We start from the raw sequence: 13,509 nt of genomic DNA on the forward strand, positions 1-13,509 counted from the left end.
GCCTGCCCCAGCCCGCCCGGTCAAGGAGGACCCGTGTTCAGCACGATGCAGGACGTCCCGCTCACCGTCGCCCGCATTCTCCAGCACGGCAGCACCATCCACGGCCGGTCCAAGGTGACGACCTGGGACGGCACCGGCCCCGTGGTCCGCAGCTACGCCGAGGTCGGCGCCCGCGCCGCCCAGCTCGCCCACGCCCTGCGCGACGAACTCGGCGTGACCGAGGGAAGTGTCACGGGCACCCTGATGTGGAACAACGCCGAGCACCTGGAGGCGTACCTCGCCATCCCGTCCATGGGCGCCGTGCTGCACACCCTCAACCTGCGGCTGCCCGCCCAGCAGCTGGCGTACATCATCAACCACGCCGCAGACCGGGTGATCATCGTCAACGGCAGCGTCCTGCCGCTGCTCGCCGGGGTGCTGCCGCAGCTGAACCCGACGCTCCAGCACATCGTGGTCAGCGGCGCGTACGACCCGGCGCTGCTCGCGGACTTCACCGGCGGGGTGCACGAGTACGAGGCGCTGATCGCCGGCCGGCCCACCGACTACCCGTGGCGGACCGAGATCGACGAGCGCGAGGCCGCCGCGATCTGCTACACCTCCGGCACCACGGGCGACCCCAAGGGCGTGGTGTACAGCCACCGTTCGGTCTACCTGCACGCCCTGCAGCTCACCTCGGCCGACAGCTTCGGGCTCTCCAGCCGGGACACCGCCCTGCCGGTGGTGCCGATGTTCCACGTCAACGCCTGGGGCCTGCCGCACGCCTCCTTCATGGTCGGCGCCGACCTGCTGATGCCGGACCGCTTCCTCCAGCCCGCGCCGCTGGCCGCGATGATCGACCAGGTCAGGCCGACCCTGAGCGCCGCCGTGCCGACCATCTGGAACGGCCTGCTGGACGAGCTGGACGCCGGCGGTCACGACGTCTCCTCGCTGCGGATGGTCGTCATCGGCGGCTCGGCCTGCCCGCCCGCGCTGATGAAGGCCTTCGAGGAGCGGCACGGCATCAACGTGGTGCACGCCTGGGGCATGACCGAGACCTCCCCGCTCGGCACCTTCGCCCTGCCGCCGACCGGCCTCACGGCGGAGGAGGAGTGGCCGTACCGCGTCACCCAGGGCATCTTCCCCGCCTCCGTCGAGGCCCGCCTGATCGGCCCCGGCGGCGAGCGGATGCCGCACGACGGCGTCTCGGCAGGCGAGTTGGAGGTGCGCGGCCCGTGGATCGCGGGCGCCTACTTCGCCGGTGCCGGCGCCGAGCCCGAGCGGCCCGAGGACAAGTTCAGCCCGGACGGCTGGCTGCGCACGGGGGACGTCGGCACCATCACCGCCGACGGCTACCTGACCCTCACCGACCGCGCCAAGGACGTCATCAAGTCCGGCGGCGAGTGGATCTCCTCGGTCGAGCTGGAGAACCACCTGATGGCCCACCCCGAGGTGGCCGAGGCCGCCGTGGTCGCCGTGCCGGACGAGAAGTGGGGCGAGCGGCCGCTGGCCACCGTGGTGCTGCGGCCCGGCGCCACCGTCGGCCTGGCCGGCCTGCGCGACTTCCTGGCCGGGCGGATCGCCTCCTGGCAGCTGCCCGAGCGCTGGTCGGTCGTGGAGAGCGTCCCGAAGACCTCCGTCGGCAAGTTCGACAAGAAGGTCATCCGGGCCAGCTACGCCGAGAACGCCCTCGACGTCACCGTCCTCGGCAAGGGCTGACGCCCCGCCCGGCCGCCGGTCACCGACCGGCGGCCACCGCGACGCCTCACCGGCCCGCGGCCGAGACCTCGCCCAGCGCGCCGATCCGGCCGAGCAGGTCGACGATCCGCGCCTGCACGTCCTCGGAGGTCGAGCGCTCGGCGAGGAAGAGCACCGTCTCGCCGGTGCGCAGCCGCGGCAGCTCCTGCGGGTCGAGGTCCACCGAGGTGTAGACGACCAGCGGGGTGCGGTGCAGCCGGTCGTTGGTGCGCAGCCAGTCGAGCAGGCCGAGCCGGCGGCGGCGGATCTGCAGCAGGTCCATCACCACCAGGTTCGGCTGCACGCTGCTGGCCCGGGAGACGGCGTCGTTCTCGCTGGTGGCGTGCTCGACGTGCATGCCGCGCCGCTCCAGGCTGGTGATCAGCGCCGCCGCGATGTCCGGATCGGACTCCACCAGCAGCACCCGGGGGGCGTGCTGCTCGCTGTCCCGGGGCGCCAGCGCCCGCAGCAGCACGGCCGGGTCGGCGCCGTACGCGGCGTCCCGGGTGGCCTGGCCGAGACCGGCCGTGACCAGGACGGGGACGCGGCTGTTCAGCGCGGCCGTGCGCAGCGACTGCAGGGCGGTGCGGGTGATCGGGCCGGTCAGCGGGTCGACGAAGAGCGCCGCCGGGTACGCCGCGACCTGCGCGTCCACCTCCTCGCGGGAGCGGACTATCACCGGGCGGTAGCCGCGGGCCTGCAGGGCGAGCTTGGTCGACGGGTCCGGCTCCGGCCAGACCAGCAGACGCCGGGCCTCGCCGTCCACGGCGGGCGCGACCATGGTCAGCTCGGCCGGGTCGACCTGCTCGGCACTGGCGAGAGCCAGCTCGGCCATCGGCCTGGGTGGCGTCCGGGGCTCGACCGGGGCCTCGGGAGAGGTCTGGGCGGGCAGGGCGGGGAGCAGCGCGGTCGAGGCCTCCGCCGCCTCCGGATCGGGCCACTGCTGGGGCGGCGCCGTCGCGGTCGCGGTGGCCCCGGGTACGGCGCCGGGCTTCGGCTCGGGCCAGCTCGGGGCCGAGCCGGCGGCGGGCCGGGGCTCCGCCGCCGGCGGGAAGGCCTGCGGGAACGCACCCGCGAAGCCGCCCCGGGGGCGCGGCGGGGTCAGCTCGGCCAGACCGCTGCCGACGGGCTGCGGCTGGCCCGGCTGCCCGGCCTCGGCGGACGGGGCCGCCTGCTCGGCGCCGGTGCCGCCCGCCCCGGGCAGGGCCGGCGTGGCGGGGTTCGGCCGCTCGGCCTCCGGCCCGGCGAAGCCCGCCGGGCGGTCGGCGGCGGCCCCGGGCAGGGCGAAGGCCGCCGGGTGGTCCGGCGTGCCGGGGTTGCTGCCCTCGGGAGCGGCGAAGCCCGCCGGGCGGTCGGTGGCGGCGGTGCCGTTGTCGCCGCCGGGCATGGCGAACGGCGTGGCCTCGGCGCCCGGCAGGGCGAAGGCCGCCGGGTGGTCCGGGGTGGCGGCTTCGGCCGGTGTGCTGTCACCGGCGGGGAGGGCGAAGGCCGCGCGCGGGGCGGCGCCCTCGGCCGGGGCGGCCTCCGGGGTGGTCGGGGCCTCGGCCTGCCCGGGCAGGGCCAGGCGTCGGCGGCGGCCGGTCGGCGGCACCGCCGGAGCGGTCACCGGCTCGGCCGGGGCGGCCGGCAGGGCGTGCTCGAGGCCGGGGTAGAGCGGGGTCCCCGGGTCGGGCACCCCGGGCAGCGCCAGCGCGGCGGCCGGTTCGGCCACCCGGCGCCGACGCCCGGCCCGTACCCCCGGCTCCCCGGCCTCCGCCGTCTCACCCGCCCGCAGCTGCGCACCGGGCGCGGCCGTGCCGTGCGGCGGCGTACCGCCCGCGGTGTCCTGGGCGGCGGGGGCGTCGGCCGCGGGCCGGGCGGGGCTGCCGTGCGGCGGCGTACCGCTCTCGGCGGACCGCCCCGGCCAGCTGTCGTCGGCCCGGGCCGGAGCGCGGTCGGTACCAGGGCGACCGCCCGGGCCGTGCGGCGGCGTACCGCCCTCGGCAGGCAGCCCGGGCCAGCTGTCGTCGGCCCGGCCGGAGGGGCCGGCCTGCGGCGCGGCGGTGCCGTCGGCCCGGGGAGCGTCGGGTGCGGCCACGCCGCCGACCGGCCAGCCGGTCGGGGTGCCCTGCGACGGAGTGTCCCCTTCCGCGGGCCGTCCCGGCCGTTCGTCAGGCCCGGCGGGGGCGGGGATCACGGGAGGAGCGGGGGGGACTTCGGGGAGGTCCGGGAGCATGGCGGTGTCGGTCTCTTTGGGCACGCTGCGCTGCCCCTCGGCCGCGGCCCTGGCCACCGCCGCCGGGTCCAGCGGGAGCTCGACCACGTACGTGGTGCCCGCGCCCTGGGGGAGCTCGTGCCGCTGCAGCACACCGCCGTGCCGCTCCACGATCGAGCGGGCGATCGGCAGGTGCACCGGGCTGCTGTCCCGGCCCGGACCGCGGACCTCGATCCGGGCGACCTCGCCGCGTTGCGCGGCGGCCAGCACCACACTCGGTACGTCCCCGCCGACCGGCGGCAGCGCGGGGACGCCGAGCTGCTCGCCCACCGGCGCGGCCGGCCCGTCCAGCGAGAGGGCGACCCCGCTCACGTCCGCGACCAGGTGCGCCAGCGCCTGGGCGAGCCGCTCGCGGTCGGCGGTCACCTCCAGGGCGGCGGCGTGCACCGAGTACCGCACCCGCCCGGCGCCGACCAGCTCCCCGGCCTGCTCGACGGCCGCCCGCACCACCTCGTCCAGCCGTACGGACGCCCGCCGGGCGGTCCGTCGGCCGGTCTCCAGCGCGTCCTCGGAGCGCTGGTGGCTGAGCACGCCCGCTATCAGGGTGGAGAAGCGGCGGCACTCGTCGGCCAGGCGCCGCAGCGTCCAGTTGGCCTCGGGCCAGAGCTGCCCGGCCGGGTCGCCCGCGAGGGCGTCGATCCGGCGGTGCAGCGCCTCCAGGGCGCCGCCCAGCTCGCTCTCCAGGACGGCGGTGAGGTGCTCGTTGCGGGCGATCAGGGCCAGCTCGCGGGTGCGGTCGGTGAAGGTCATCACGGCGCCGACCAGCTGGTCGCCGTCGCGGACCGGCGCGGTGGTGAGGTCCACCGTCACCGGGTGGCCGTCCTTGCGCCAGAGCACCGCCCCGCGCACCCGGTGCTTGCGGCCCGAGTGCAGGGTGTCCATCAGGGCCGAGCTCTCCACCGCCGCCGGGGTGCCGTCGGCCTGGGAGTGCTGGACCAGCGGGTGCAGCTCGCGGCCGCCCAGCTCGCTGGCCCGGTAGTCGAGGATGTGCGCGGCGGCCGGGTTGACCAGCACCACGCGGCCCTCGAGGTCCACCCCGAGCACGCCCTCGGCGGCGGCCCGCAGGATCATCTCGGTCTGCTTGTGCTGGCGCCGCAGCTCGGCCTCCACGCCCAGGCGCCCGGAGAGGTCCCGGACGAGCAGCAGGAGCAGGTCCGAGCCGGCGGAGCTGACGGAGTCGAAGCCGAAGCGGGTGTCCGCCGAGCCCAGGGTGCCGTCGTCGGTGAAGTCGTTGCCGGAGACCTCCACGGGGAAGGTCGATCCGTCGGTGCGCCGGGCGGTCATCCGCACGGGGTGGTCCAGGCCCTCCGGCTCGCGGGGGGCCGGGCGCATCGAGCCGGGGATCCGGCTCGGGTCGAACTCCGGCAGCAGGTCGAGCACGCCGCGGCCGACCAGTGAGGTGCCCGGGGCCTGCAGGGCCTGGACCGCGGCCTGGTTGGCGTCCACCACGGTGCCGTTGCTGTTGACCAGCAGCAGCGCGTCCGGCAGGGCGTCGAGTATCGCGGCGAGGCGGGCAGCACCTCGGATCGGCCTGCTGCTCACGTCGACAGGTCTCCTCACGGCTGGTGGCGCGCCCGGCTCATCCTCTGTACGGGCTGCGGGCTGGTGGCTCGCGCTCTCCTCGGGAGACTGGAGTATCCCATTCTTCTTTGCACTGCGGATGACCCGCCTAGTAACGTTGTCGGCGGTTGGTGTTCAGCCCCTGGGCTGTGGCATCATCACATGCGCACGGAGTGCACCGGGAGACCGGAGCAGATCGTGCGAGGAGGCTTCGCCTAGTCCGGTCTATGGCGCCGCACTGCTAATGCGGTTTGGGTCTTAAAGCCCATCGAGGGTTCAAATCCCTCAGCCTCCGCTTCACCGAAGGGCCCCGTCAGCTGCCGCTGGCGGGGCCCTTCGCCGTCCCGGCGGCAATGGATTTCACCCCGCGTCGCAGGTCATGTAATGTTGTCCCTGCACCGCCCCGCAGGCCCAGGCCCGCAGGGCGAGCGCTCATAGCTCAACGGATAGAGCACTTGACTACGGATCAAGAGGTTGCAGGTTCGAATCCTGCTGAGCGCACTGCTGGTCCTCGGACCGGCAACGCGCAGCACCACCCGCGTTCATAGCTCAACGGATAGAGCACTTGACTACGGATCAAGAGGTTGCAGGTTCGAATCCTGCTGAGCGCACCAGCCAGAAGCCCCGGGCAGCCGCCCGGGGCTTCTGCCGTTCCAGACCCCGGGCGGGCTTCATCGCCCGAGGTCGGTGCGGTTGATCCAGGCCACGTCCCGCTTGTCGAGGAACCACTCCGAGCAGCTCAGCGGCTGGGTGCGGTTGAGGGTGGCCGGCACCGGGTCGTGCCGGATCAGCTCGGGGTCGGCGCCCAGGTCGGTCAGCAGCCCGGTCAGGCCGGGGGCGAGGTCGGGCGGTCCGCTCAGGTGGATGTCGTGACCGGCCCAGCTGCCGCGCCCGGCCAGGCCCGCGCGGAGCAGCTCGATCGCGCTCTCCCGGGCGGCGCCCTGCGCGGGGTTGGCCGGCACCACCTCCAGCCAGCCGTGGCGGTGCACCAGCGACCGTACGGAGTCCAGGTCGTACTGGTCCCGAGGGTCCCGGGCGGCCAGGTAGACGGTGGCGGGGCGGCAGCCCGTCCGGCCGGCCTCCTCCAGGAGCGCCTTGATCTGGGCCCAGCCGGTGCCCCCGGCGACGGCGAGCAGCGGGCGGGTCGAGCCGCGGGCCAGGCAGGCGTCCCCGAGGGCCGGGCCGAGCCGCAGCCGCTCGCCGGGGACGACGTCGTTGACCAGCGCGGTGGAGAGCTGCCCGCCGGGCACCCGCCGGACGTGCAGCTCGAGGGTGCCGTCCACCCGGGGGGCGTTGGCGATCGAGTACGGCCGCCAGACCTGCGGGCGGCGGGGGGAGCAGAGTGAGAGGTACTGGCCGGCCCGGTACGGGTACGGGTGCCCGGGGGCGAGAGTGAGCACCACCACGTCGGGGGCGGCCCGGCGGCGGTGCACCACCTCGGCCTCCCAGAAGGCCGGGCCCCGTGCGGGGGCTTCGCGGGCCGCCTCGATCATGATCTGGGAGATGACGGTGTACGCCTCCGTCCAGGCCTTCTCGATCTCCGGCGTCCAGGAGTGCCCGGAGAACTGCCGCAGCGCGGCGATCATGCTGGCACCGATCGCGGGGTAGTGCTCGGGCAGGGCCTGGAACTTGCGGTGGTCCCGCCCGAGGGCGCGCAGGTAGCCGGTCAGCCGGTCGAGGTCGTCGGCGCGCAGCACCAGCTCGGTCAGCGAGGCGAACAGCCGGTCGCGCTGCTCGGCGAGCTCGGTGGGGAAGAGCCGTCGCAGCTCGGGGTTGTGGGCGAAGAGGTGGGTGTAGAAGTACCGGGACGCGTGGGCGGCCCGCAGCTCGACCACGGCGAAGCTGGCGCGGATGACCGCGGGGTCGAAGGGCACCGGGCCGGCCTCAGCCCTCCGGACGAGTGACGTGCTCGAACAGCTGCCGGTGGAAGTGCGCGGTCACCTCGGTGCCGTACGGCTCGACCGCCGCATAGCTGCTCTTGATGAGAACGGGGTTAATCGTCACAGGGGCTGACTCTACTGAGGCGGCGGGCAATTCGAACAGGGTGCCCTGATGAATGCTCAGGCATCGCGCAGTGTCCGGCGGTTGCCCGGGCGGCCGGATGGCTGAAAGCCGTCGTCAGGGGGTACGTCCCAGGCTGTGGGTGCATTGGCGGCCAATCGGGTGGTACGCGTTCTCTGCCCCAGGTGTCGCGGTATGACTGGCTCCACATCGTGATTCCCTTTTGTCGGATGTTATGGCTGCAACAGCGCAAATGAGCCATCAGCTCGCTTTCAGCAGCGGCGAGTTGGCCGCCGGTGCCGTTCCGGACCGACAGCACCCTCGAACTGCACGTGATCGTAAGGAGAGCCGGATGAACCGACAGTTCCCCCCGGCCGCGTCTTCCGCCGCTCGCTCCGGGATCCGCCCCGCCGCGCCCGCCTCCCGCCGGATCGGCCGGGCCGTCGCCCTGACCGCCGCCGTCGCACTGCTGATCGGCTGGTACCCGGCCGTGGTGGACGCCCAGCAGACGCCGGACACCTGGACCGGCGAGCACCGGGCCGTGCTGCCCTCCGGCCTGAGCGTCTCGCTCGACTTCACTCCGCAGCCCGGGGTCAGCGCCACCCCCGCCGCCGGCAAGCTCGCCACCGCCGCCGGGGCGGCCGCCGCCTACGCCGACGGGCTGCGCGGGGGAGACCCGGCGCAGACCTTCACCGTCGCCGAGGACCGCCCCACCGCCGACGGCTCCTGGCGCACCATGGGCACCCTGCAGCTCACCTTCTCCCGGCCGGTGCGCAATCCCCGGCTGCACGTCAGCGGCCTGGCCGGGCTCGCCACCGGCAAGGCGGGCTCCACCGCGACCGCCGCCCGGCTCACCGTCACCGGCGGCTCGCCCAGCGCCCCCACCCTGGTCGGGCGCACCGACTGGACGGGCTGGCAGGTCGGCGGCAACACGCTGGCCCCGGGCGACGACACCACCGAGGGCCTCGGCAGCCTCGAACTCTCCGGCACCGTCACCGCGGTGACCCTGCGGGTCGAGCAGCGCAGCACCGCCCGCGCGGGCTCCACCACGGTGCCCGTCCCGCTGCGCCAGGCGTACACCGTGACTCTGGACGAGGGCGTCGGCACCGCCCCGCAGGGGTACGGCAACGCCTCCCACCTGCTCTCCGACCTCTTCCTCGGCCAGGACGCCGGCGGGGCCCCGCCCGCCCGGCTGGCCACGGCCGTGGGCCACAGCGCCCGCGGCCTGGTGCCCCCGGCCGTGCCAGGCGTGCAGGAGCCCGAGGCGGTCGACGAGCTCTCCCGCCCGATGGTCGAGGTCGACCACCGCGGGTACGGCAACCCCTGGGCGAAGCCCGCGCCGCCCGCGCTGCAGCCCGGCCGCGGCGAGTACCAAGGCGCGGACCCGACCGTGAAGTTCCCCACCGAGGCCGCCATCGGCCGCTACTACGACCTGAGCGTGCCGGTCAGCCCCGGCAGCGGGCCCGCCACCCTGGCCGGCTGGATCGACTTCGACCACAACGGCAAGTTCGACCCCACCGAGCGGGTGCAGGCCGAAGTCCCGGCCGGGGCGGCCAACGTCACCCTGGAGTGGACGGTGCCGGACGGCGCCGCCTCGGGGGAGACCTGGGCCCGGCTCCGGCTCGCCCGGGACGCCTCCCAGCTGGTCGGCGCGGGCGGCTTCGCCGACTCCGGCGAGGTGATCGACCAGCGCCTGGCGCTCACCGTCGGCGCGGCCAAGCCCGAGATCGCCGGGCCGGTCAGCGGCGCGGTGGTGGCCGACGCCCGGCCGGAGATCCGCGGCGAGGGCGCGGTCGCCGGGGCGAGCGTCGAGATCGTCGAGGGCGACACCACGCTCTGCCGCAGCAAGGTCGGCTCGGACGGCACCTGGAGCTGCCGCCCCGACCAGGCCCTCGGACAGGGCGCCCACAGCCTGGTGCCGGTGGAGACCACCCGCGGCGGAGTGGTGCTGCGCGGCGAGCCGGTCAAGCTGACCGTGAAGACCGACCCGCCCGGCGCGCCCGTCCTCACCCTGCCCGAGTTCACCAACGACCCCGGCCTGCTGCTCACCGGCACCGGCGACCCCGGCACCACCGTCTCCGTCACCGACTCCACGGTGGGCGCCTCCCGGGTCGCCGGCGAACTCTGCAGCACGGCCGTGGCGGCCGACCGCAGCTGGCACTGCCTCCCGGTGGAGAACCTCGCGGACGGCAAGCACCAGCTCACCGCCGCCGCCGTGGACGGGGCCGGCAACCGTACGGCGGGCAAGCCGGTGACGCTCGTGGTCGACACCACCGCCCCCGACCGCCCCGCCATGACCAGCCCGGTGACGCTCACTTCGTCCCGCCCCCGGCTCACCGGCACCGCCGAGGCCGCCGCCACCGTCACGGTCGCCGTCCACGGCGCCGTCCTGTGCACCGCCGTCGCCGCCGCCGACGGCAGCTGGGCCTGCACCCCCGCCCACGACCTCCCCGAGGGCGACCAGCAGCTCCTACTCACCGCCACCGACCGCGCGGGCAACTCCACCGCGGCGGACCCGATCACCGTCCACGCCCCGAAGGCAGCCACGGCTTCGCCGTCGCCGTCCGCTTCGGCCTCCGCTTCGGCCTCCGCTTCGGCCTCTGCTTCCGCGTCCGCTTCCGTGTCCGCTTCCGCTTCCGCTTCGGCTTCGGCGAGCCCGGCTCCGACGGCGGGAGCGGGCTCGACCGCGGCCCCGACGTCCGGCACGGCCCCGGCCTCCGGTACGGCTGTGGCGAGCCCGACGGCGGGGGCCGCTCCGGCGGACCCGGTGCCGGGCGGCGTGACCACGGGCCTGTTCCCGGTGGCCGTCCCCCCGGTCCCGACCCCCGCGCCGTCGACCGCGCCGACCCCGCCCGCCACCTCGGCCTCGGCCGTCCCCGCCTCGCCGACCCCGTCCGCTTCCGCCTCGGCCGCGCCGGTGGCCGACCCGACCTGGCCGTTCGGTGGACTGCCGGGCCTGCCGGGCGTGTTCCCCGTCCTGGTGCCCCCGGCGCCGTCGGTCTCGGCCGCACCCACCGCCGCGGCCACCGCCCCGGGAGCTCCGGCGGTGCCCGCGCCCGCCGCGCCGGACACCCCCACCGCCCCGACGGCAGGAGCCGCGCCGACCGGAGCCGTCGGTACGGGCACGGCCCCGGGCTCCGCGCCTGCCGCCGTTCCCGTACCGGCTGCTCCCGCATCGGCCGTTCCGGCACCTGCCGCCGCGCCGACCGGAGCCGCCGGCTCGGGCGCGGCCCCGGCGGCGGGGGCTGCACCGGCTGCCGGCCAGTCCGCCGCCCCGGCCCCGGGTTCCGCGCCCGCCGCCGCTCAGTCCGCGGCACCCTCCGCAGCCCCGGCCGCCGCTCCCGTCCCGGCCTCGGCCAGTGCCGTCGCCAGTGCCGTCGCCAGTGCCTCCGCCGGCGCCGTCGCCCCGGTGCCGGGTACGTCCCCGGCCCCCGTCACCAGCCCCGCGCCCGCGGGCTCCGCCTCGGCGGCCGCCGCTGCCGCGCCCTCCTCGCACGGCCCCCGCCGCACCCCCGCCGCCACCGACGACCAGGACCAGGCCGACCCCGCCACCCCCGACGAGGACTCCGGCGTCGATGCCCGGGACCTCGCCGCGCCGCCCGCCGACACCGCGGAGTCGGCCGCCCACCAGTCCGCGATGCGCGGCTGGCGGGGCGCCTCCCTCGGCGTGCTGCTGCTGCTCGCCGCCGTGGCGGTGGTCACCCGGCGGGTGCTCGCGCGTGGCAGCGGTCGCCGTCGCCGCGGCCGCTGACCCTGCATCACGTCCGCGACCGGGTCGTCCGGATAGCGACACGCCATATCCGTAAATGTCGCATTTGATGAGTTATCAGCCTAGCCTGGCTCTGGCACTGCCCGTCAGATCCGGGCCGCCCGTTGCGCGAAACACCGACCCCGAGGACCCGTGCACATGGACGCAACCCGCGATCCGCGACCTGACCCACCCACCCCCCTCAACACGGCCAACGGCCTCACCCGCGCCCTCGCCGAGGCCGTCGCCAAGCCGCTGATCCGCACCACGCCCCCGGCGCTCGCCGAGGACGAACTGGAGCGGCCCACCGCTCCCACCCCCAGGGTGGTCGTCCCGGAGGAGCCGGTCACCGGCCACCACCCGGCCGCCCGGCGGCCGCCCCGTGCCGACGGGACGCTGCGCGAGCGCCCGGCCCGCGCGCTGCCCGGCTGGCTGGCCCTGCTCGTGCTGCTGCTCGCGCTGGCCGGCGTCGCCGTCGCGCTGGCCCGCACCGGAGTGCTCCCGCACCTGGCCGCCCTGCCGGACCTGCGCAGCGCCGTCGCCAAGGAGACCGGCGGGCCGGACGTCACCGCCCCGGTGGTGGCCGTCGCCGCCGCGTCCGCGCTGGTGGCGGTCCTGGTGCTCGCCGGTCTGCTGGTCAACGGCAGCGGCGAGACCAGGGTGCTCACCCGCTGGGGCCGCTACCGGGGCACCGTCCGCCGCCACGGCCTGGTCTGGGTCAACCCCGCGCTGCGCCGCCTCCCGGTGGACGTCCGCCTGCGGCACTGGCGCAGCGAACCGGTCACCGTCACCGACCGCACCGGCACCCCGATCGTGGTCCAGCTGCTGATCGTCTGGCGGGTCCGGGACACCGCGCGGGCCGTGCTCGGCCTCGCGGAGCACGAGGACTACCTGCGCGAGCAGACCCACGCCGTGCTCACCCGCACCGCCAGCACGCTGCCCTGCGACAGCAACTCCGCCCCCGGCCCGGCCCTGCGGGACGGCAACTGGTTCGCCGACGAGCTCACCCGGGCGCTGGCCGCCGAGACCGCCCCCGCCGGGCTCGAGGTCTACTCCGTGCAGCCGCTGGCCCTGGAGTACGCGCCGGAGGTGGCGGAGAGCATGCGGCGCCGGCGGCTCGCCGACCTGGACGCCGGGCTGCGGACGGTGCTGGTGGACGACGCGGTGGAGGCCGCCGCCCTCGCCGTGCGGCGGCTGGAGCGGGCCACCGCGAACGAGCTGGACCAGGCCGCCCGCAGCGCCCTGATGGAGCAGCTGCTGGTCGCCTTCGTCTCGCCCGCCGGTGTGCCCCTCACCGCCCCCGTACCCTCGCCCGGCTCCCGGGCGGGCAGCCACCGGCCGGCCGTCAGGACCGGCCACCAGGAAGGACGCCCCGCATGAAGATAGCCACCGACCGCAGCCCGATCCGCTTCGCCGACGCCCCGGACGGCCCCTGCGCCTGCGCGGCCTGCACCGCACCTCCGGTGGACCCCGGGGGTCGAATACACCGGCTGGTCCGCCGCACCTGCATCGCCACCACCGTGCTGGCCGGCGCCGGAGTCCTCGGCCTCACCGTCGGGGCCACCACCGCCAACGCGATGCCCGCCCCGAGCAAGCAGGGCTGGGACGGCGCGCGGTACTGGTTCAAGAACACCTCGGGCGAGTGGCGCTGGACCAGCCACCAGAGCGTCTACCTGAACCGCAGCACCGCCCCGAGCGGTGGCGGCGGCCAGCAGCAGGGCTGGGACGGCTCGCGCTACTGGTTCCGCAACTCCTCCGGCGAGTGGCGCTGGACCAGCCACTACGACGTCTACCTCGACCGCACCGGCCGGTCCGGCAGCCGCCCGACCCCGGTGACCCCGCCCCCGCCCGCCTCGGGCTCCAACGCCGAGGCCGCCATCGGCTACGCCCTCGCCCAGCTCGGCAAGCCGTACGTCTGGGGCGGCAACGGACCCTCCGGCTACGACTGCTCCGGCCTGGTCCAGCAGGCCTACCGCCGCAGCGGCATCAGCCTCCCCCGCGTCGCGGACGACCAGTACCGGGCCACCACCGCCATCACCGCCGGCGAGCTCCGCCGCGGCGACCTGGTCTTCTGGTCCGGCAACGGCCGCGCCTCCGGCATCCACCACGTGGGCATCTACCTCGGCGACAACCGCTACGTCGAGGCCCCCCGCCCGGGCAAGACAGTCCGCATCTCCACCCTCTCGGCCGGCTACTACCCCACCCACTTCGGGAGGGCATAGAGCACCACCAG

At 75.9% G+C, this 13,509-nt stretch carries 6 protein-coding genes and 3 tRNA genes; 7 read left to right on the forward strand and 2 right to left on the reverse strand.

Annotated features, from left to right (window positions below):
- Positions 1-33 precede the first annotated feature (33 nt).
- Positions 34-1,695 (forward strand): long-chain fatty acid--CoA ligase, encoded by a 1,662-nt coding sequence (locus ABT095_RS12845; RefSeq protein WP_350529390.1) that lies wholly within the window; start codon positions 34-36, stop codon positions 1,693-1,695.
- A gap of 46 nt (positions 1,696-1,741) precedes the next feature.
- On the opposite strand, the gene ABT095_RS12850 is transcribed toward ABT095_RS12845, so the two are convergent.
- Positions 1,742-5,509, reverse strand: coding sequence for a PAS domain-containing protein (locus ABT095_RS12850; protein ID WP_350529391.1), 3,768 nt, complete (start codon positions 5,507-5,509; stop codon positions 1,742-1,744).
- A 222-nt stretch (positions 5,510-5,731) separates the two neighbouring features.
- Here ABT095_RS12850 and ABT095_RS12855 point away from each other — a divergent pair.
- The 3 genes from ABT095_RS12855 (at position 5,732) to ABT095_RS12865 (ending at position 6,141) form a co-directional block, all read left to right on the forward strand.
- Positions 5,732-5,822, forward strand: a tRNA-Ser gene (locus ABT095_RS12855).
- 133 nt (positions 5,823-5,955) lie between these two features.
- Positions 5,956-6,028 (forward strand) — tRNA-Arg (locus ABT095_RS12860).
- 37 nt (positions 6,029-6,065) lie between these two features.
- Positions 6,066-6,141 (forward strand) — tRNA-Arg (locus ABT095_RS12865).
- A 57-nt stretch (positions 6,142-6,198) separates the two neighbouring features.
- On the opposite strand, the gene ABT095_RS12870 is transcribed toward ABT095_RS12865, so the two are convergent.
- Positions 6,199-7,401, reverse strand: coding sequence for a globin domain-containing protein (locus ABT095_RS12870; protein ID WP_350529392.1), 1,203 nt, complete (start codon positions 7,399-7,401; stop codon positions 6,199-6,201).
- 479 nt (positions 7,402-7,880) lie between these two features.
- On the opposite strand from ABT095_RS12870, the gene ABT095_RS12875 reads away from it, so the two are divergent.
- The 3 genes from ABT095_RS12875 (at position 7,881) to ABT095_RS12885 (ending at position 13,498) form a co-directional block, all read left to right on the forward strand.
- On the forward strand, positions 7,881-11,279 hold the full coding sequence (locus ABT095_RS12875) for an Ig-like domain-containing protein (RefSeq protein WP_350529393.1): 3,399 nt from the start codon (positions 7,881-7,883) through the stop codon (positions 11,277-11,279).
- Between the two features lie 156 nt (positions 11,280-11,435).
- Entirely contained in the window at positions 11,436-12,656 is a 1,221-nt protein-coding gene (locus ABT095_RS12880; protein ID WP_350529394.1) for an SPFH domain-containing protein, read from the forward strand.
- Entirely contained in the window at positions 12,653-13,498 is an 846-nt protein-coding gene (locus tag ABT095_RS12885; protein WP_350529395.1) for a C40 family peptidase, read from the forward strand. The genes ABT095_RS12880 and ABT095_RS12885 overlap by 4 nt, the downstream gene beginning before the upstream one ends.
- The last annotated feature ends 11 nt before the right edge of the window (positions 13,499-13,509 follow it).

Source organism: Kitasatospora sp. NPDC002227, from assembly GCF_040296285.1.
Taxonomy (GTDB): Bacteria; Actinomycetota; Actinomycetes; order Streptomycetales; family Streptomycetaceae; genus Kitasatospora.

What these genes read in the sequence shown, in the direction of transcription:
- ABT095_RS12875 (WP_350529393.1), top strand. Translation starts at nt 7,881, where the DNA reads ATGAACCGACAGTTCCCCCCGGCCGCGTCTTCCGCCGCTCGCTCCGGG.
- ABT095_RS12880 (WP_350529394.1), top strand. Translation starts at nt 11,436, where the DNA reads ATGGACGCAACCCGCGATCCGCGACCTGACCCACCCACCCCCCTCAAC.
- ABT095_RS12885 (WP_350529395.1), top strand. Translation starts at nt 12,653, where the DNA reads ATGAAGATAGCCACCGACCGCAGCCCGATCCGCTTCGCCGACGCCCCG.